The organism is Nocardia sp. NPDC055053, from assembly GCF_053608285.1.
The window spans coordinates 101833-120934 of the sequence record NZ_JBSGVD010000021.1; the positions used below are offsets into that span (position 1 = coordinate 101833).

The 19102-nt window shown below is 67.0% G+C and carries 19 protein-coding genes; all 19 read left to right on the forward strand.

Features of this window, described 5'->3' with window-relative positions:
• Positions 1 to 18: 18 nt before the first annotated feature.
• Positions 19 to 945 (forward strand): homoserine kinase, encoded by a 927-nt coding sequence (gene thrB / locus ACWF82_RS22065; RefSeq protein WP_452503883.1) that lies wholly within the window; start codon positions 19 to 21, stop codon positions 943 to 945.
• Between the two features lie 433 nt (positions 946 to 1378).
• Entirely contained in the window at positions 1379 to 3400 is a 2022-nt protein-coding gene (gene rho, locus ACWF82_RS22070) for a transcription termination factor Rho (protein WP_452503853.1), read from the forward strand.
• A gap of 222 nt (positions 3401 to 3622) precedes the next feature.
• Positions 3623 to 3853, forward strand: coding sequence for a 50S ribosomal protein L31 (gene rpmE / locus ACWF82_RS22075; protein WP_022567395.1), 231 nt, complete (start codon positions 3623 to 3625; stop codon positions 3851 to 3853).
• A gap of 96 nt (positions 3854 to 3949) precedes the next feature.
• Positions 3950 to 5020 (forward strand): peptide chain release factor 1, encoded by a 1071-nt coding sequence (gene prfA / locus ACWF82_RS22080; protein ID WP_452503854.1) that lies wholly within the window; start codon positions 3950 to 3952, stop codon positions 5018 to 5020.
• A gap of 61 nt (positions 5021 to 5081) precedes the next feature.
• Positions 5082 to 5978: a peptide chain release factor N(5)-glutamine methyltransferase gene (gene prmC, locus ACWF82_RS22085; protein ID WP_452503856.1), complete on the forward strand. Its 897-nt coding sequence runs from the start codon at positions 5082 to 5084 to the stop codon at positions 5976 to 5978.
• 263 nt (positions 5979 to 6241) lie between these two features.
• Positions 6242 to 6907, forward strand: a complete 666-nt coding sequence (locus ACWF82_RS22090) for an L-threonylcarbamoyladenylate synthase (protein WP_452503858.1) — start codon at positions 6242 to 6244, stop codon at positions 6905 to 6907.
• 13 nt (positions 6908 to 6920) lie between these two features.
• Positions 6921 to 8051 (forward strand): MraY family glycosyltransferase, encoded by a 1131-nt coding sequence (locus tag ACWF82_RS22095; protein WP_452503860.1) that lies wholly within the window; start codon positions 6921 to 6923, stop codon positions 8049 to 8051.
• Positions 8052 to 8070: 19 nt separating this feature from the next.
• Positions 8071 to 8538, forward strand: a complete 468-nt coding sequence (locus ACWF82_RS22100) for a hypothetical protein (protein WP_452503862.1) — start codon at positions 8071 to 8073, stop codon at positions 8536 to 8538.
• A 286-nt stretch (positions 8539 to 8824) separates the two neighbouring features.
• Positions 8825 to 9679: a F0F1 ATP synthase subunit A gene (atpB, locus tag ACWF82_RS22105; protein ID WP_452503864.1), complete on the forward strand. Its 855-nt coding sequence runs from the start codon at positions 8825 to 8827 to the stop codon at positions 9677 to 9679.
• 79 nt (positions 9680 to 9758) lie between these two features.
• On the forward strand, positions 9759 to 10007 hold the full coding sequence (locus ACWF82_RS22110) for an ATP synthase F0 subunit C (protein ID WP_056817903.1): 249 nt from the start codon (positions 9759 to 9761) through the stop codon (positions 10005 to 10007).
• Positions 10008 to 10012: 5 nt separating this feature from the next.
• On the forward strand, positions 10013 to 10570 hold the full coding sequence (locus ACWF82_RS22115) for a F0F1 ATP synthase subunit B (protein ID WP_452503865.1): 558 nt from the start codon (positions 10013 to 10015) through the stop codon (positions 10568 to 10570).
• 19 nt (positions 10571 to 10589) lie between these two features.
• The gene (locus ACWF82_RS22120) at positions 10590 to 11402 is read left to right on the forward strand and encodes a F0F1 ATP synthase subunit delta (RefSeq protein ID WP_452503867.1); all 813 of its coding nucleotides are present in this window, start codon (positions 10590 to 10592) and stop codon (positions 11400 to 11402) included.
• A gap of 56 nt (positions 11403 to 11458) precedes the next feature.
• Positions 11459 to 13099, forward strand: coding sequence for a F0F1 ATP synthase subunit alpha (atpA, locus tag ACWF82_RS22125; protein WP_379039560.1), 1641 nt, complete (start codon positions 11459 to 11461; stop codon positions 13097 to 13099).
• A 62-nt stretch (positions 13100 to 13161) separates the two neighbouring features.
• Positions 13162 to 14133, forward strand: a complete 972-nt coding sequence (locus tag ACWF82_RS22130; RefSeq protein WP_452503869.1) for a F0F1 ATP synthase subunit gamma — start codon at positions 13162 to 13164, stop codon at positions 14131 to 14133.
• A 24-nt stretch (positions 14134 to 14157) separates the two neighbouring features.
• Positions 14158 to 15606 (forward strand): F0F1 ATP synthase subunit beta, encoded by a 1449-nt coding sequence (atpD, locus tag ACWF82_RS22135; protein WP_379311485.1) that lies wholly within the window; start codon positions 14158 to 14160, stop codon positions 15604 to 15606.
• 6 nt (positions 15607 to 15612) lie between these two features.
• Positions 15613 to 15990: a F0F1 ATP synthase subunit epsilon gene (locus tag ACWF82_RS22140; RefSeq protein WP_452503871.1), complete on the forward strand. Its 378-nt coding sequence runs from the start codon at positions 15613 to 15615 to the stop codon at positions 15988 to 15990.
• 173 nt (positions 15991 to 16163) lie between these two features.
• Positions 16164 to 16586, forward strand: coding sequence for a DUF2550 domain-containing protein (locus ACWF82_RS22145; protein WP_452503873.1), 423 nt, complete (start codon positions 16164 to 16166; stop codon positions 16584 to 16586).
• A gap of 41 nt (positions 16587 to 16627) precedes the next feature.
• Entirely contained in the window at positions 16628 to 17275 is a 648-nt protein-coding gene (locus ACWF82_RS22150; protein ID WP_452503874.1) for a cob(I)yrinic acid a,c-diamide adenosyltransferase, read from the forward strand.
• A gap of 79 nt (positions 17276 to 17354) precedes the next feature.
• A complete protein-coding gene (murA, locus tag ACWF82_RS22155; protein WP_452503876.1) occupies positions 17355 to 18635 on the forward strand; it encodes a UDP-N-acetylglucosamine 1-carboxyvinyltransferase in 1281 nt (426 codons plus the stop codon).
• Positions 18636 to 19102 lie beyond the last annotated feature (467 nt).

Genomic DNA, 19102 nt, shown 5'->3' on the forward strand with positions numbered 1-19102 from the left:
GCACGCGAGAGCAGGCTGATGACAGCGACCCTGCCCGCCGGTCTCGAAGTGACCGTGCGCGTTCCCGCCTCCACAGCCAACCTCGGCCCCGGATTCGACTGCCTGGGAATGGCATTGGGCCTCTACGACGAGATCGTGGTGCGCACGACCGATTCGGGTCTCGACATCCGGGTCGAGGGTGAGGGCGCCGACGACGTGCCGTGGGGTCCAACGCATCTGGTGGTGCGGGCGATCGAGCGCGGGCTGGAATCGCTCGGCGTCTGGGCCGATGGCCTCGATGTGGTGTGCCGCAACGTGATTCCGCACTCGCGTGGCCTGGGCTCCAGCGCCTCCGCGGTGGTCGGCGGCCTGGCCGCCGGCGCCGGGCTGGCCGCGAAGTTCGATCCGGAGCTGCGCCTGGACACCGACCGTCTGGTTCAGCTGGCCTCGGAGTTCGAAGGTCATCCCGACAACGCCGCGGCCAGCGTGCTCGGCGGAATCGTGGTGTCATGGACCGAATCCGATGCCGAGGCCAACCGCGCCTACCGGGCCGTGCGCCTGCAGCCCGCCGCCGCGCTGCGCCCGGTGGTGCTGATCCCGCAGGAACGCTCGTCGACGGCGCACACCCGCGGGCTGCTGCCCGAGCAGGTGCCGCACGGCGACGCCGCGTTCAACGTCAGCAGGGCGGCGCTGGCCGTCGTGGCGCTCACCGAGCGCCCCGATCTGCTGATGCCTGCCACCGCCGACCGGCTGCACCAGACCCAGCGTGCTCCCGCGCTACCGCTCACCACGGCGTGGATCCAGCGGCTTCGGGCCGCGGGAATCGCGGCGACTGTTTCCGGCGCAGGCCCGACAATTCTGGCGCTCGCGACCGGAGAATTCCCCGATGACCTGCGCAAACAGGCGGAATCCGACGGGCTGCGGGTAGTCGAACCCGGCATAGCGGGCGGCGTCGCGGTCGACTGACGGCGTGCCTGCCTTGCCGTTGTTCGCAATGGGCAGCTATTCTGTGCAAGTCCGTACATCGTGCGCATCAGACGCCGGTGCTTCATCAGGGCAATCGCTCCAGCAGGCTCCAGGCTCGAGCCTCCACTCCATGGAGGTGCTGCGACGCCGAGAAGCTGCTCAACTGGAATGATCTCTCCTCACCACTGTCTTCTGGTGGCGAAGCCTCCGGTCCGGCGGGGCGGGTAGTACGGCACAGGCGTCCTGTCGGACGCGTAATCCGAGCTCGGCACACGGTGCCGGGTCTACGGAACGAACCCTCGATTCAGCACACGGCATTCGAGGGAAGGAAAGGATTTCCGTGACAGATACGGACCTGCTCGCGACACCCGGGGTGGAATCCAACCCTACGAACTCGGGCGGCCGCGAAAGTGAATCCGGACAGATTTCGAAAATGAGCGAACACACCGACGTCGCACGATCGGGGCTGACTGGAATGCTGTTGCCGCAGTTGCGCGCATTGGCGGGGGAGCTCGGTATCCGAGGCACCTCCGGTATGCGTAAGGGCGATCTCATCGCCGCTATCAAGGAAAATCAGGCCGGAGCGCCTGCGAAGGCGGGTAAGCCCGCCGAGGCCGCCGCCGTGACGGCCGACGCGCCCGCCGCCAAGGCCGAGGCGCCCGCCAAGGCCGACAAGCCGGCCAAGGCCGAAAAGCAGGCCGAGCCTGCCGAAAAGGCCGCGCCCGCTGAAAAGCAGGCCGCGCCCGCCGAGAAGCAGGCCGCTGTCGCGGTCGCGACCGAGCAGGCCCCGGCCGAGCAGGCGCAGGCCGAGGCCAAGACCGCCGCTCCCGCCGAGTCGACCGAGGATTCCGGTCGCGAGGGCGGTCAGCGTGGCCGTGGCCGGCAGCGTCGTGGTCGTGACCAGGCCCGTACCGGTGGGGGCGAGAACGCCCAGGCCGAGAGCCGTGGCGAGGAGCCCAAGCAGGCCGACAAGGCCGAGGGCGGCGAGCAGGGCGAGCGTCGTCGCGAGCGTGGCGACCGCACCGGTGGTGACCGGGGCGAGCGCGCCGGTGGCGAGCGGGGCGAGCGCGCCGGTGGCGAGCGGGGCGAGCGCGCCGGTGGCGAGCGGAATCAGAACGAGCGCAACCAGAACCAGAACGGCAGCGCCGGCGGTAATCGCGGTCCCCGCGACGACCGCGGTGGTGACGACGAGGAAGGCGGCCGCGGTCGCCGGGGTCGCCGGTTCCGTGAGCGTCGCCGCGGTCGTGACCGCGACGGTGGCGCCGGTGGCGGTGGCGGCGAGGCACGCGACTTCGAGATCCGCGAGGACGACGTCCTCCAGCCGGTCGCTGGCATCCTGGATGTCCTCGACAACTACGCGTTCGTGCGGACCTCCGGCTACCTGGCCGGCCCGAACGACGTGTACGTCTCGATGAACCTGGTCCGCAAGAACGGACTGCGCCGCGGTGACGCGATCACCGGTGCGGTGCGTGCCCCGCGCGACGGCGAGCAGAGCAACCAGCGCCAGAAGTTCGACCCGCTGGTCCGCCTGGATACCGTCAACGGCGGCGAGGTCGAGGCGGCCAGGCGTCGTCCTGACTTCACCAAGCTGACCCCGCTGTACCCGAACCAGCGCCTGCGCCTCGAGACCGCGCAGAACAAGCTGACCACGCGTGTGATCGACCTGATCATGCCGATCGGTAAGGGCCAGCGTGCGCTGATCGTGTCCCCGCCCAAGGCGGGTAAGACCACGATCATGCAGGACATCGCCAACGCGATCGCGATCAACAACCCCGAGTGCTACCTCATGGTCGTCCTGGTCGACGAACGTCCCGAAGAGGTCACCGACATGCAGCGTTCGGTGAAGGGTGAGGTCATCGCCTCCACCTTCGACCGTCCGCCTGCCGACCACACCTCCGTCGCCGAGCTCGCCATCGAGCGCGCGAAGCGACTGGTGGAGATGGGCAAAGACGTTGTGGTGCTGCTCGACTCGATCACCCGATTGGGCCGTGCGTACAACAACTCCTCGCCCGCCTCGGGCCGCATCCTCTCCGGTGGTGTCGACTCGACCGCGCTGTACCCGCCCAAGCGGTTCCTCGGCGCGGCGCGCAACATCGAGAACGGTGGCTCGCTCACCATCATCGCCACGGCGATGGTGGAGACCGGCTCCACCGGTGACACGGTGATCTTCGAGGAGTTCAAGGGCACCGGCAACGCCGAGCTCAAGCTCGACCGCAAGATCGCCGAGCGGCGCGTGTTCCCCGCGGTGGACGTCAACCCGTCCGGTACCCGCAAGGACGAGCTGCTGCTCTCGCCCGACGAGGCCGCCGTGCTGCACAAGCTGCGCCGCGTGCTGACCGGGCTGGACTCGCACCAGGCCATCGATCTGCTGATCGACCGGCTGAAGAAGTCCAAGAACAACCTCGAGTTCCTGATGCAGGTCTCCAAGACCGCACCGGGCGCTCTCGACGAGTGATCGTCTAGAACCGCAGCAAGGGGCCTCGCCGACGCGGGGCCCCTTGCTGCATTCGGGGAACAAATCTGAGGTGGGGGGTGTTTTCGGAGGGTGCGGCCAGATCTGGCATACTGGACCGCTGTGTGTCTGCGGCTTCGCAGACATCCCGCCTAGTCGGTTCCGGTTCACGTATTCCGCGCTCCAGCGGCATGCGACCCGGCGACCATGATCGAGAGGACGCCCATGAAGGCAGGAATCCACCCCACGTATGTCGACACCACCGTTGTGTGTGGTTGCGGCAACACCTTCCAGACTCGCTCCACCAAGGAGTCCGGCCAGATCACCGTCGAGGTCTGCTCGCAGTGCCACCCGTTCTACACCGGCAAGCAGAAGATCCTCGACACCGGCGGCCGCGTCGCTCGCTTCGAGGCTCGCTACGGCAAGCGCGCAGGCAAGAAGGCCGACGCCAGCTAGTTGCCTCATCCGACGCCCGGTTCTGCTTCCGCAGGCCGGGCGTCGGTGGTTTCTCGCCGCACCGATTTCGCCCGCACCGCACATAAGGAAGCAAACGTGACGCAGCCGTCCGCCATCGACGACATTCTGGCCGAGTACGCAGGCCTGGAGACGCAGCTGGCCGATCCGTCGTTGCACAGCGACGCCGGTGCGGCCCGGCGGGTGGGCAAGCGGTTCGCCGAGCTGGCCCCGGTGATGTCGACCTACCGCAAGCTCGAATCGATCCGCGACGATCTCGACGCCGCCCGTGAGCTGGCCGCCGACGACGCCGCGTTCGCCGCCGAGGTGCCCGGTCTGGAAGCCCAGCTGGCGGAGCTCGAGCAGGCGCTGGCCGATCTGCTCGCCCCGCGCGACCCGCACGACGGCGACGACGTCGTGCTCGAGGTGAAGTCCGGCGAGGGCGGCGAGGAATCGGCGCTGTTCGCCGCCGACCTGGCACGCATGTACATCCGCTACGCCGAGCGGCACGGCTGGAAGGTGGAGACGCTCGACGTCACCTATTCCGACCTGGGCGGCTACAAGGACGCGACGCTGTCGATCAAGAGCCGCGACGCCGCGCGTGACGGCGTGTGGTCGCGCTTCAAGTTCGAGGGTGGCGTGCACCGCGTGCAGCGCGTGCCGGTGACCGAGTCGCAGGGCCGCATCCACACCTCGGCGGCCGGCGTGCTGATCTACCCCGAGCCCGACGAGGTCGAGCAGGTGCAGATCGACGAGACCGACCTGCGCATCGACGTCTACCGGTCCTCCGGCAAGGGCGGCCAGGGCGTCAACACCACCGACTCCGCGGTCCGCATCACCCACCTGCCCTCGGGCATCGTGGTGACCTGCCAGAACGAGCGCTCCCAGCTGCAGAACAAGGCGCGCGCGATGCAGGTGCTCGCCGCCCGGCTGCAGGCCCTGGCCGAGGAACAGGCCGACCAGGAGGCCGCGGCGGGCCGCGCCAGCCAGATCCGCACGGTGGACCGCTCCGAGCGCATCCGCACCTACAACTTCCCGGAGAACCGGATCGCCGATCACCGCATCGGTTTCAAGGCGCACAACCTCGACGCCGTCCTCGACGGTGACATGGACGCGCTGCTCGACGCGCTCGGCAAAGCCGACCTCGACGCCCGCATGGCCGCCGAGTAGCCGGCATGAGCGGTCAGCGCCCGCGGGAGGCAGCCCGCGTCACCACGGAGGGCGCCCGAGCATGCCGAATGATCCAGTGACCGAACGCGTCCGGCTGCGTCCGCTGATCGTCGAGGCCGCGGCGCGGCTGGCCGAGGCGGGCGTGGCCTCACCGCTGCCCGATGCGGAGAACCTGGCCGCCCACGTGCTCGGTGTCGACCGGATGCGCCTGGCGCTGCACCCGATGGTCGAGCCCTCCGAGGCGGAACGGTTCGGGCAGCTGGTCGACCGGCGGGCCGCGCGAATCCCGTTGCAGCACTTGACCGGAACGGCTGCCATGGGCGAGATCGAGCTCGCCGTCGGCCCCGGTGTCTTCGTGCCGCGTCCGGAGACCGAGCTGCTGTTCGCGTGGGCGCTGGCCTGGCTGGAGACGCTGCCGCACGACCACGCGCCGATCGTCGTCGACCTGTGCACCGGCTCGGGCGCCCTGGCCCTCGCCATCGCGCACGCCCGTCCCGACGCCAAGGTCCACGCCGTCGAACTCGACCCCGACGCCGTGACCTGGGCCCGCCGCAATGCCGACGACCGCATCGCCGCCGGTGACACCCCCATCACCCTGTACGCCGACGACGTCACCGACCCGGCCCTGCTCACCGACCTGTCGGGCCGCGTCGACCTGGTCGTCTCGAACCCGCCCTACATCCCCGAGGCAGCGGTTCTCGATCCCGAGGTCGCCGACCACGACCCTCACCGCGCCCTCTTCGGCGGCCCCGACGGCCTCGACGTCATCCGCGCCATGGTCCCCACCATCGCCCGCCTGCTGCGCCCCGGCGGCGCCACCGCCATCGAACACGACGACACCAACGGCGGTGGAGTGGCGTCCCTGCTCGCCGCGGCCGACTTCACCGGCATCGTCGAACACACCGACCTCGCCGACAAGCCCCGCTTCGTCGTGGCTCACCGCCCCAGCAAATCCTGACCGCGACCGTACCCAGCTGTCGCAAGACACCCGGCCGATCCAGCACACCCGGAGCATCCGGCCTGCCGACGGATCTCGCAGGAATCGGTGGTCCGCGCAAAGTACCCCGACATCCCACCGTCGGCCCGGACGCTAGACTCTTGCCGCACCCAGGGACCGGCAGCGTTCTCGGGGAGGCGGCACTGCTCGTGCCGCACCCGACGACCGGCAGGAGTCCCGGGGAGGCCGAACAGCCCCAATGATCGCGGAGAGGCGGAAACGCTGTGAGTACCGTCTATGACTGTGCGGAACCGGCGTCGCGGGCAGCGGGGATCACCGCGGCGACCAGCGCGCTGAAGTCCGGTCGGCTGGTCGTGATGCCGACTGACACGTTGTACGGCCTGGCGGCCGACGCGTTCGATTCCGAGGCGGTCGGCTCGCTGCTGGCCGCGAAGCGGCGCGGTCGCGATATGCCCGTTCCGGTGCTCGTCGGTTCCTGGCACACCATCGATGGGCTCGTGTTCTCGGTGCGGCCGCAGGCGCGGGAACTGATCCGCGCGTTCTGGCCGGGTGCGCTGAGCCTGGTCGTACAGGCGGCGCCGTCGCTGGCGTGGGATCTGGGTGACACCCGCGGCACGGTGATGCTGCGGATGCCGTTGCATCCGGTGGCGCTGGAATTGCTGCGCGAGGTCGGGCCGCTGGCCGTGTCTAGTGCGAATGTGTCCGGGCAGCCGCCGGCCAGCACCGTCGAGCAGGCGCGCGAGCAGCTGGGATCGCTGGCGAGTGTGTATCTCGACGGCGGTCCGGCCGAGCACGCGGTGGCCTCGACGATCGTCGATCTGACCGCGGATCAGCCGCGGGTGTTGCGGGAGGGTGCGGTGCCGGTGGCCGATATCGCGGAGGTGCTCGGGATGGCGCCCGACGCGTTGACCAGCCCCGCGCAGCGGTGATCGCACGCCTCCCATGAGCTCAGTCGTTCCCCTGCGCGAGCTGGTGCTCGTGCTGCTCGTCTCGGCCACGGTGACCTTCCTGGCGACCGGCGGTGTCCGGATGCTTGCCATCGGCTTCGGCGCGGTCGCGATTCCGCGTGAGCGCGATGTGCACGTGAAGCCGATTCCGCGGATGGGTGGCGTCGGCATGTATGTCGGTGTCGTCGCCGCGGTGTTGTTCGCGCACCAATTGCCTGCCCTGCGGCGCGGTTTCGATTACGCGCCCGATATTCCGGCGGTGCTGGTCGCGGCGACGATCATCGTGCTCGTCGGCATCGTCGACGACCGCTGGGGCCTGGACGCGCTCACCAAATTCGCCGGGCAGGTCACCGCGGCGGGCGTGATGGCCGTGATGGGCCTGAGCTGGTACGTGATCTACGACCCGTTCAACGACTCCACCGTGGTGCTCGACGCGCTACAGGGCGGTCTGGTGACCGTCGGCATCACCGTCACGCTCGTCAACGCGATGAACTTCGTCGACGGTCTGGACGGTTTGGCCGCGGGGCTCGGCCTGATCTGCGCGGTCGCGGTTTTCGTGTTCTCCGTCGGTTTGCTCTACGACCAGGGCGGCTCGGTGGACACCTATCCGCCCGCGCTGCTGGCCGCCGCGCTGGCCGGCGCCTGCCTCGGATTTCTTCCGCACAATTTCTCGCCCGCCCGAATCTTCATGGGCGATACCGGCTCGATGATGATCGGTTTGATGCTGGCGGCGGTTTCCACCGGTGCCTCCGGCCGAATTCCGCTGCAGGGCTATGGCCCGCGCGACATTGTCGGTTTGCTCTCACCGCTGTTGCTGGTCGGCGCGGTGATGTTCATTCCGGTGCTCGATCTGTTGCTCGCGATCGTGCGCCGCGTGCGCGCCGGCGTGAGTTTCTCCACACCGGACAAAATGCATCTTCATCACCGATTGCTACAGATCGGACATTCTCAGCGACGCGTGGTCCTGTTGATCTATTTGTGGGTCGGCGTGCTCGCCTTCGGCGCGGTGGGAACATCGCTGATGGATCGGCGACTTGTGGTGTTGCTGATGGCGGGTGGATTGGTGTTCGCGCTGGTAGTGACCGCGATCCCATCGATGCGGCGGGTGGAGTCGGCCAACCGGTGAACGAAGGCCGCAAGGTAAAGTGCGGCCCGTGAGCTTTACACCGGAAACCGTGCCGAGCCCCGACGCCCCGCTGCGCGCCGCGCTGCGCTACGGCCTGATCGGCCTCGGCGTCCTCGTGGTCGCCGCCGGGGTGATCGCCACCGCGGTCGCCGGAACGGCGGGTCTGTGGGGCGCCCTGCTCGGTGCCGCCATCGGTGGTGGGTTCATCCTCACCACCGTCGTCGCCGTGCTGCTCGGCGCGAAGCTGCCGCCGAGCACGGCGGGCATGGTCATGCTGGTCAGCTGGGTCGGCAAGATGCTGGTCGCGCTGCTGGTCATCGCCGTGCTCAACCAGTTCGATTTCTACAGCAGGCCTGCGCTTTTCTTCACCGTGGTCGGTGCCCTGCTGATCGTGCTCGGCGCGGAAACGTACGGCGTTGTGAGCCAGCGGGTTCCGTACGTCACGACACGCGCGGGAGACGACGAAACGGCTTCCGAGCAGGAATAATCCCACCCAGCTACACACTGTCGTAGATAGCTTGGTAAAGTGTTGGTAAGCAAGCACCCAAGCTAGGGGCGCGGCCCGACCAACTCAGGGCTTTGCCTCGGGTTACCAGGGGGGATCGCCTAGATCCTGCCCGGTGCCGCTATGCTTACTGCCGATCCGGGTGGAATGTGCCCGGTTGAAGCATGTCGACGATGTCGCCGACGCCCGAACAGAAGTCATACGGTTACACGCCGTATAGGCAACTGTCGAATTTCGAGCCGACCAGAGTCGACCCCATTGATCGTCAATGTCCGATCGAACCGCGGGAATGACCGTCGTACCCGCGGCCCGAACACGGGAGAGAACGCTGAGCGTCATCACTTTGGCGGCGGGCGAGTTCCACGCGCCATCGCTGTCCGACTTCTTCCCTCCAGCAGTGCTGTTCGAGGGTACGCCGTTCGAACTCGATCGCCTGATGCTGGTCCGGCTCTTGATGACCGCCGTCTTGGTGGCCGTCTTCGTCCTGGCTTTCCGATCGCCGAAGATCGTTCCGCGCGGTCTGCAGAATGTGATGGAAACCGGTGTGGTTTTCGTCAAGGAGCAGATCGCCGACGAGGTACTCGGCAAGGAAACCGGCAAGAAGTTCCTCCCGCTGATCGCGACGATCTTCTTCACGGTTCTCTTCCTGAACTTCTCCGGTGTGATTCCAGGGTTGAACATCTCGTCGAACGCGCGAATCGGCATGCCGCTGGTCCTGGCCGCGGTCGTCTACATCACCTACAACTACGTCGGCATCCGGAAGTACGGATTCTTCTCCTACATCCGGCACAGCATCGTCGTTCCCGACGTGCCGATCGTGCTGCACGTGCTGCTGATCCCGATCGAGTTCATCTCGACCTTCATCCTGCGCCCGTTCACGCTGACCGTCCGTCTCATGGCCAACATGCTGGCCGGCCACATCATGCTGGTGCTGTTCTTCAGCGCGACCTGGTTCTTCCTGTTCGACGCCACCGCGTGGATGAAGGTCTTCTCGCCGTTCTCGCTGCTGGCCGGTATCGGCTTCACGCTGTTCGAGCTGCTGGTGATCTTCCTGCAGGCCTACGTTTTCGCGCTGCTGACCGCCGTGTACATCGGGCAGTCGGAGCACGCTGCCGACCACTGACCTGACTGAAACCACAACTACCGGAAACCTGCTACACACGCCGACCGGCGGGTGAGCAACAGAAAGGGAAAGAAGACTCATGAGCCTCGCTTACCTGGCCCAGGAAGCCGCGACCACCGAGAGCACCTTCAAGGGCTTCGGCGCCATCGGCTACGGTCTCGCCGCGATCGGCCCCGGCATCGGCGTGGGTATCGTCGTCGGTAAGGCCATCGAGGGCATCGCGCGTCAGCCCGAGCTGTCCGGCCAGATCCGTACCACCATGTTCCTCGGTATCGCCTTCACCGAGGCCCTGGCGCTGATCGGCCTCGTCGCCGGCTTCATCTTCTGATTCCGATGCGCGAAATCATGATGCTCGCCGCTGAAGGGGGAGAGGAAGTGAATCCTCTCGTCCCCGAAACGTACGACATCGTCTGGTCGATCGTCTGTCTGATCGTCGTCGGTCTGCTGTTCTGGAAGTACGTGATCCCACGTGTGACCAAGACCCTCGAAGAGCGCACGGACAAGATCGAAGGCGGTATCGCCAGGGCCGAAGCAGCCCAGGCGGAGGCACAGCAGACGCTGCAGCAGTACCAGCAGCAGCTCGCCGACGCCCGGCTCGAGGCCGCACGTATCCGCGAGGATGCGCGCACCCAGGGTCAGCAGATCCTCGCGCAGATGCGCACGGATGCCCAGGCCGAAAGCGACCGTATCGTCGCCGCCGGTCACTCCCAGCTGGAAGCCCAGCGCCAGCAGATCCTGACCGAGCTGCGTTCCGAGGTCGGCCGCACGGCCGTCGACCTGGCCGAGAAGATCATCGGCCAGTCTGTCTCGGACGAGGCCAAGCAGTCGGCGTCGATCGACAAGTTCCTCAGCGAACTCGACGACACCGACGCCATCGGGGTCGGAAGGTAACGACGCGAAAGTGAGAAGCATGTACGCAGCGAGCCGCGAGGCCAGCTCCCGGTCCCGGGAGGCGCTTCGGGCCGCTCTGACCGGAAGCGAAACTGTTGCGGCCACAACGGGGTCGGAACTGTTCGCCGTTGTCGCCGTGCTGGACGACCAGCGTTCGCTGCGTGTGGCGCTCGCGGACGTGTCGGTGCCGGGTTCGGCGCGCGCTGAACTCAGTGAGCGGATCTTCGGCGGCAAGGTCAGCGCTGCCACGCAGGCAGTGCTGACCACCGCGGTGGCGCAGAACTGGTCGCGCACCCGTGATCTGGTCGACACCCTGGTGCTGCTCGGGCAGGAGGCTCTGCTGGAGTCGGCCGCCGACGGTGGCCGGCTGGACGCGGTGGAGGACGAGCTGTTCCGGCTCGGACGCATCATCGCCGACAACCCGCAGCTGGAGCAGGCACTGTCCGATCAGGGCAAGCCCGCCTCTGCGCGGCGCGAGCTGATCGAGCGGTTGCTCACCGGTAAGGCCGAGCCGATCACCCTGGCGCTGGCCGAGCAGGCGGTGACCCGACTGCGGACCAACAACATCGGCGTCGCCCTCGACGCCCTGTCCGATCTGGCGGCGGCCCGTCGTGACCAGATCGTCGCCCACGCACACGCGTCGGTCGCGCTGTCCGATCAGCAGAAGGAGAAGCTCTCGGCTTCCCTGCAGCGGATCTACGGCAAGCCGGTCACCGTGCACGTGCAGGTCGACCCGACGCTGCTGAGCGGCGTCGTCGTGCGCGTCGGAGACGACGTCATCGACGGCAGCGCCACCGGCCGACTGGAGAAGCTGCGCCGGGCACTGTCCTGACCAGCAGCTCAACTCCAACCCCCGACATTCGAGACCACAGCGAGAGCAGGAACAACATGGCGGAGCTGACGATCTCCTCCGACGAGATCCGTAGCGCGATCGAGAGCTACACCCAGAGCTACACCCCGGAAACCTCCATCGAAGAAGTCGGCCTCGTGACCGACACCGGCGACGGCATCGCGCACGTGAGCGGTCTGCCTTCGGCGATGGCCAACGAGCTGCTCGAGTTCCCGGGCGGCGTCCTGGGCGTCGCGCTGAACCTCGAGGACACCGAGATCGGTGCCGTCATCCTCGGCGAGTACGCCTCGCTCGAGGAGGGCCAGCAGGTCCGCCGTACCGGCGACGTGCTGTCGGTTCCCGTCGGTGACAAGTTCCTCGGTCGCGTCGTCAACCCGCTCGGCCAGCCGATCGACGGCCTGGGCGAGATCGAAGCCGACGACCGCCGCGTGCTGGAGCTGCAGGCCGCGACCGTGCTGGAGCGTCAGCCGGTCGAGGAGCCGCTGGCCACCGGTATCACCGCGATCGACGCGCTGACCGCCATCGGCCGCGGCCAGCGTCAGCTGATCATCGGCGACCGTAAGACCGGCAAGACCGCCGTCGCCGTCGACGCGATCCTGAACCAGAAGGCGAACTGGGAGACCGGCGACCCGACCAAGCAGGTCCGCTGCATCTACGTCGCGATCGGCCAGAAGGGCTCCACCATCGCGGGCGTCAAGACCGCGCTCGAGGAGCACGGCGCGATGGAGTACACCACCATCGTCGCGGCCCCCGCGTCCGACTCCGCCGGCTTCAAGTGGCTGGCCCCCTACACCGGTTCGGCCATCGGCCAGCACTGGATGTACCAGGGCAAGCACGTCCTGATCGTGTTCGACGACCTGACCAAGCAGGCCGAGGCCTACCGCGCCATCTCGCTGCTGCTGCGTCGTCCGCCGGGCCGCGAGGCGTACCCCGGTGACGTCTTCTACCTGCACTCCCGTCTGCTGGAGCGTTGCGCGAAGCTGTCCGACGCCATGGGCGGCGGCTCGATGACCGGTCTGCCGATCATCGAGACCAAGGCCAACGACGTCTCGGCGTTCATCCCGACCAACGTCATCTCCATCACCGACGGCCAGGTCTTCCTCGAGTCCGACCTGTTCAACAAGGGTGTCCGCCCGGCGATCAACGTCGGTACCTCGGTCTCCCGTGTCGGTGGCGCCGCCCAGACCAAGGCCATGAAGAAGGTCGCCGGTTCGCTGCGTCTGGAAATGGCGCAGTACCGCGAGCTGGAGGCGTTCTCCGCCTTCGCCTCCGACCTGGATGCCGCCTCGCTGGCCCAGCTCGAGCGTGGTGCCCGCTGGGTGGAGCTGCTCAAGCAGAACCAGTACTCCCCGGTCGCCGTCGAGGATCAGGTCATCTCGATCTACCTGGTCGACGCCGGCTACTACGACTCGGTGCCGGTCGGCGACGTGCGTCGCTTCACCGCCGAGCTGCTGGAGCACCTGCACAGCGCGACCCAGTCGTCCTTCGACGCGCTCGAGGGTGGCCGCAAGCCGCTCGACGGCGAGGCCGCCGACGCGATCAAGTCGGAGACCGACAAGTTCAAGGAAGGCTTCCTGGCTTCCGACGGCAGCCGTGTCGTGAACGAGGCCGCTGCCGGCGATCTGGACCACGAAGAGGTCGAGTCGCTGTCGGTCACCCGCAAGCACGTCGACAAGTAAGCCGGGTCAGGACTGATGTCGGCATATTCCGATCTGGCGAATGAAGGGAGTGTGAACCGCTAGTGGCAAGTTTGCGTGAATTGCGCTCCCGCATTCGTGGTGTGAATTCGATCAAGAAGATCACCAAGGCTCAGGAACTGATCGCGACCTCGCGAATTTCCAAGGCCCAGGCCAGGGTTGCGGCGGCCAAGCCGTACGCCGAGGAGATCACCAAGGTCCTCGGTGAGCTGGCGAGCGCGTCGAAGAACCTGGCGCACCCGCTGCTCAACGAGCGCCCCAACCCGAAGCGCGCCGCCGTCCTGGTGATCACCAGTGACAGCGGTATGTGCGGCGGCTACAACTCGAACGTGCTCAAGCGCGCCGAGGAGCTCATGACCACCCTGCGTGGCGAGGGCAAGGAGCCGGTGCTGTACGTGATGGGCAACAAGGGCCTCACGTACTACAAGTTCCGCAACCGTCCGTTCCAGGCGTCGTGGACCGGCTTCTCGCAGCAGCCGAAGTACACCGATGCGTCGGCCGCGTGCAGCCACCTGGTCGAGGCCTTCATGGCCGGCTCCGACAACGAGGTTCCCTCGCTGGACGGCACCGGAACCATCGCGGGCGTCGACGAGCTGCACATCGTGTACACCAAGTTCGTCTCGATGCTGACCCAGAACCCGGAGGTGCGCCGCCTGGCGCCGATCCAGGTCAGCTTCGTCGACGAGAACTTCGAGCTCGGCGACGACATCATGTCGGACTCGCCGAACGCGGTGGTGACGGCGCAGTACGAATTCGAGCCGGACGCCGATGTGCTGCTGGGTGCTCTGCTGCCCAAGTACATCAACACGCGTATCTACTCATCGTTGCTCGAGGCAGCGGCATCCGAGTCCGCGGCTCGGCGCACCGCAATGAAGGCGGCGACCGACAACGCCAACGAGCTGGCCAGTGTGCTCCAGCGCGAGGCGAACTCGGTGCGTCAGGCCCAGATCACGCAGGAAATCAGCGAAATCGTCGGCGGCGTGAACGCGCTGGCGTCGAGCTCGGACCGCGACTAGAAGCGCAGGAAGAGAACCAATCTAATGACCGCAGCTGTCACTCAGGACAACGCGACCAAGGCGGGCGCAACCGCCGGCCGCGTCGTCCGTGTCATCGGCCCCGTCGTGGACGTCGAGTTCCCGCGTGGCGCCATCCCCGAGCTGTTCAACGCTCTCAACGCCGACATCAAGCTGGCGTCGGTGGCCAAGACCCTGACCCTCGAGGTCGCCCAGCACCTCGGCGACAACATCGTGCGCACCATCTCGATGCAGCCGACCGACGGCCTGGTCCGCGGCGCGGCCGTCGTCGACTCGGGCAAGCCGATCTCGGTGCCCGTCGGCGACATCGTCAAGGGCCACGTGTTCAACGCCCTCGGTGACTGCCTCGACTCGCCCGGCCTCGGCCGCGACGGCGAGCAGTGGGGCATCCACCGCAAGCCCCCGAGCTTCGACCAGCTCGAGGGTAAGACCGAGATGCTCGAGACCGGTGTCAAGGTCATCGACCTGCTGACCCCGTACGTCAAGGGCGGCAAGATCGGTCTGTTCGGTGGTGCCGGTGTCGGCAAGACCGTTCTGATCCAGGAGATGATCACCCGTATCGCTCGCGAGTTCTCCGGCACCTCGGTGTTCGCAGGCGTCGGTGAGCGTACCCGTGAGGGCACCGACCTCCACCTGGAAATGGAAGAGATGGGCGTCCTCCAGGACACCGCCCTCGTCTTCGGCCAGATGGACGAGCCGCCGGGCACGCGTATGCGCGTCGCCCTGTCCGCGCTGACCATGGCGGAGTACTTCCGCGATGTCCAGCACCAGGACGTGCTGCTCTTCATCGACAACATCTTCCGTTTCACCCAGGCCGGCTCCGAGGTCTCGACCCTGCTGGGTCGTATGCCTTCGGCCGTGGGTTACCAGCCGACGCTGGCGGACGAGATGGGTGAGCTCCAGGAGCGCATCACCTCGACCCGTGGTCGCTCGATCACCTCGCTGCAGGCGATCTACGTCCCCGCCGACGACTACACCGACCCGGCGCCGGCGACCACCTTCGCCCACCTGGACGCGACGACCGAGCTTTCCCGCCCGATCTCGCAGAAGGGCATCTACCCGGCCGTCGACCCGCTGACCTCGACCTCTCGTATCCTCGAGGCTTCGATCGTCGGCGAGCGCCACTTCCGGGTCGCCAACGAGGTCAAGCGGATCCTGCAGAAGTACAAGGAACTGCAGGACATCATCGCCATCCTCGGTATGGACGAGCTCTCCGAAGAGGACAAGGTCCTCGTCGGCCGCGCCCGTCGTCTGGAGAAGTTCCTCGGCCAGAACTTCATCGTGGCCGAGAAGTTCACCGGTCAGCCGGGTTCGGTCGTGCCGCTGGAGCAGACCATCGACGACTTCGATCGCGTCTGCAAGGGCGAGTTCGACCACTTCCCGGAGCAGGCGTTCAACTCCTGCGGTGGTCTCGACGACGTCGAGGCCGCTGCGAAGAAGATCGCCGGGAAGTAGTCCACCATGGCGGAGATGACAGTTGATCTCGTAGCGGTCGAACGCAAGCTCTGGTCCGGCCAGGCTACGTTCGTCAGCGCGCAGACCACCGAAGGTCAGATCGGCATCATGGCCGGCCACGAGCCGCTGCTCGGTCAGCTCGTCGAGGGCGGCACGGTGTCCATCGTGTCGACCGAGGGCGAGCGGATCGTCGCGGCGGTGCACGGCGGTTTCTTCTCGGTGACCGCCGAGACCGTGCGGGTGCTCGCCGAGTCCGCGGAGCTGTCGGGCGAGGTCGATGTCGACGCGGCACGTAAGGTGCTGGCCGATACGAGCGCATCCGACACGTCGCTGCGTGTGGCCCAGGCCCAGGTGCGTGCCGTAGAGGCTGCCGCGAAGCACTGATCTGAAGAACACCAGACATCTGTCGGCGACGAACTCCGGTTCGTCGCCGACAGTGTCGTTTTCGGGGGGTTTTCCGGTCCCGCCGGAGTCGCGCGGACCGGGCGTGATTGAATGACGACGGGGGTGTCTTCGACACCAGCTGAGTGAAAGGGCGTACGGCATTGCAAACCGGGATGGTTCTGCTGATCATTCTGGTGCTGACGCTCGTGTTCGTAGCAGGTGCATCGACCTACCGGCTGGTGATGCTGCGCCGGGGTGGCACGGCCGCGTTGCTGCGGGTATTGCCCGCGCGCGGTGGCCAAGGCTGGCGGCACGGTCTCATCCGCTACGACGAGGACCGTCTCGTCTTCTTCAAATTGACCAGCCTCAAGTTCGGTCCGGACAGCACCGTGCACCGGCAGGGCCTCGAGATCGTCGAACGCAGGCAGCCGCAGGGCGATGAGTTCGACATCATGAGCGAGGACATCGTGGTAGTAGCCGTCACCGATCCGCAGGGCAGCTTCGAGCTGGCCCTCGACCGCGGATCGAGGGCGGCTTTTCTGTCCTGGGTGGAGTCGCGGCCGTCGGACCGTGCCCACCGCAAGGGCCAGCTCTGAGCGAGCACACCTGAAACGCGACAGCTGAGCGAGGCAAGCACATGGGTAACTCGTCGGGCTCGCCCGAGACGGATGCACAGCACGACGACTCGACAGGCGCCGGGAGGCGGTCCAGCGTCCATCTGACCCGGATCTACACGCGAACCGGTGACGACGGCACCACCGGCCTGAGCGACTTCTCGCGGGTACCCAAGACCGATGCCAGGCTGATCGCCTACGCCGACTGTGACGAGGCCAACGCGGCGCTCGGTGTCGCGGTGTCGCTCGGCGCCCCGGAGCCCGGCGTGCTCGCGGTCCTGCGCCAGATCCAGAACGACCTGTTCGACGCGGGCGCCGACCTGTCCACCCCGGTGGTGGCGGAGCCGAAGTACCCGCCGTTGCGTGTCACCCAGCCCTATATCGATCGGCTGGAGAAGTGGTGCGACGAGTTCAACGCCGGTCTCGCACCGCTGAATTCGTTCATCCTGCCGGGCGGCACGCCGATTGCCGCACTGTTGCACACGGCACGCACCGTGGTCCGGCGCGCCGAACGTTCGGCGTGGGCCGCGGTCGATGCCCACCCCGACGACACCAGTGTGTTGCCGGCCAAATACCTCAATCGCCTGTCGGACCTGCTGTTCATCCTGAGCCGTGCGACCAATCCCGAGGGCGACGTCCTGTGGCAGCCGGGCGGCGGAGCCGAGCGCTGAAAGCCACTCGGTGGCGCCAGGATCGGTCGGTTTGGCGTCGGGGGGCGTGTCGCCGGGCAACGGTCGATAAGCTGGCGGGGTGAGCGAACGGTTTCTGGTCTCCGGCGGTAATCAGCTCGTCGGCGAGGTCGCGGTCGGCGGCGCGAAGAACAGCGTGCTGAAGCTGATGGCCGCCGCGTTGCTGGCCGAAGGCACGACCACCATCACCAACTGCCCGGACATCCTCGATGTCCCGCTGATGGCGGAGGTGCTGCGCGGTCTCGGCTGCGACGTGACGATCTCCGACGACGAGAGCGGCGATCGCTCGGTCTGCACGATCGTCACCCCACCGGAGCCCAAGTACCACGCCGACTTCCCCGCGGTGACCCAGTTCCGCGCTTCGGTGTGTGTGCTCGGTCCGCTGATGGCGCGCTGTAAGCGCGCGGTCGTCGCGCTGCCGGGCGGTGACGCGATCGGCTCGCGGCCGCTGGACATGCACCAGCAGGGCCTGCGCCTGCTCGGCGCGACCAGCGAGATCGAGCACGGTTGCGTGGTCGCCCGCGCCGACGAGCTGCAGGGCGCGCGGATCCGCCTCGACTTCCCGTCCGTCGGCGCGACCGAGAACATCCTGATGGCCGCGGTGCTGGCCGAGGGGGAGACGGTCATCGACAACGCGGCGCGCGAGCCCGACATCGTCGACCTGTGCACCATGCTCGTGCAGATGGGTGCGCGGATCGACGGTGCCGGTTCCTCGGTGCTGACCGTGCAGGGCGTGAAGCGCCTCTCGCCGACCACCCACCGGGTGATCGGTGACCGTATCGTCGCCGCCACCTGGGGCATCGCCGCCGCGATGACCACCGGCGACGTGCGCGTCACCGGGGTCAACCCCAAGCACCTGGCGCTGGTTCTGGACAAGCTGCGCTCGGCAGGCGCGCGAATCTCCTATGAGCCCAACGGTTTCCGCGTCGTCCAGCCCGAGCGCCCGCGTGCGGTGAACTTCGCGACGCTGCCGTTCCCCGGTTTCCCGACCGACCTGCAGCCGATGGCGATCGGCCTGGCCGCCATCGCCGACGGCACGTCGATGATCACCGAGAACGTCTTCGAGGCGCGCTTCCGCTTCGTCGAGGAGATGATCCGGCTCGGCGCCGATGCCCGCACCGATGGTCACCACGCGGTGGTCCGCGGTATCCCGCGCCTGTCCAGCGCGCCGGTCTGGTCATCCGACATCCGCGCCGGCGCCGGCCTGGTGCTCGCCGGCCTGGTCGCCGACGGCGTCACCGAAGTGCACGATGTCTTCCACATCGACCGTGGCTACCCGAACTTCGTCGAGCAGATGCAGGCGCTCGGTGGACAGGTCGAACGCGTCGATACACCGAAATAGCCTGTCTGACCAGGCGATTTGACTTCGCGTTCGTCGGTGCGTAACTTTATTCGAGTCAGAGCGACACGGACACCGACGAGGTGACGCTGAGCGCCTGATTGATCATCCAGCCAGACCGACTCCTTCCGAACTTGCTTTGGTTGGGTTGTCTGCGCTAAAGTATGAACCCTTGCCCTGCCGAAGCCCCTACGAAATGTTGTGGGTAGAAGCTTGTGCGTGTGTTCTTTGAGAACTCAATAGTGTGTCGATGAATGTCAGTGCCAATATTATTATTGGTTCCGGCCTCTCATACCCCCCGGTTGACGAGGTCGGACATTTTGAATGTCAGCAAACTTTTGCTGGCGTTTGGCTTGCTAGGTTTTCGGACTCTAGTTAGATATTTCTGATTACACCTTCGGGTGTGATTGAGAGTCTTCAACGGAGAGTTTGATCCTGGCTCAGGACGAACGCTGGCGGCGTGCTTAACA

Coding starts and splice junctions, on each gene's coding strand:
- rpmE (WP_022567395.1), top strand. CDS start 3,623: ATGAAGGCAGGAATCCACCCCACGTATGTCGACACCACCGTTGTGTGT.
- ACWF82_RS22150 (WP_452503874.1), top strand. CDS start 16,628: ATGGGTAACTCGTCGGGCTCGCCCGAGACGGATGCACAGCACGACGAC.
- thrB (WP_452503883.1), top strand. CDS start 19: ATGACAGCGACCCTGCCCGCCGGTCTCGAAGTGACCGTGCGCGTTCCC.
- ACWF82_RS22120 (WP_452503867.1), top strand. CDS start 10,590: ATGTACGCAGCGAGCCGCGAGGCCAGCTCCCGGTCCCGGGAGGCGCTT.
- ACWF82_RS22110 (WP_056817903.1), top strand. CDS start 9,759: ATGAGCCTCGCTTACCTGGCCCAGGAAGCCGCGACCACCGAGAGCACC.
- ACWF82_RS22145 (WP_452503873.1), top strand. CDS start 16,164: ATGGTTCTGCTGATCATTCTGGTGCTGACGCTCGTGTTCGTAGCAGGT.
- ACWF82_RS22140 (WP_452503871.1), top strand. CDS start 15,613: ATGGCGGAGATGACAGTTGATCTCGTAGCGGTCGAACGCAAGCTCTGG.
- ACWF82_RS22095 (WP_452503860.1), top strand. CDS start 6,921: ATGAGCTCAGTCGTTCCCCTGCGCGAGCTGGTGCTCGTGCTGCTCGTC.
- atpA (WP_379039560.1), top strand. CDS start 11,459: ATGGCGGAGCTGACGATCTCCTCCGACGAGATCCGTAGCGCGATCGAG.
- prmC (WP_452503856.1), top strand. CDS start 5,082: ATGCCGAATGATCCAGTGACCGAACGCGTCCGGCTGCGTCCGCTGATC.
- atpB (WP_452503864.1), top strand. CDS start 8,825: ATGTCCGATCGAACCGCGGGAATGACCGTCGTACCCGCGGCCCGAACA.
- atpD (WP_379311485.1), top strand. CDS start 14,158: ATGACCGCAGCTGTCACTCAGGACAACGCGACCAAGGCGGGCGCAACC.
- rho (WP_452503853.1), top strand. CDS start 1,379: ATGAGCGAACACACCGACGTCGCACGATCGGGGCTGACTGGAATGCTG.
- ACWF82_RS22115 (WP_452503865.1), top strand. CDS start 10,013: ATGCGCGAAATCATGATGCTCGCCGCTGAAGGGGGAGAGGAAGTGAAT.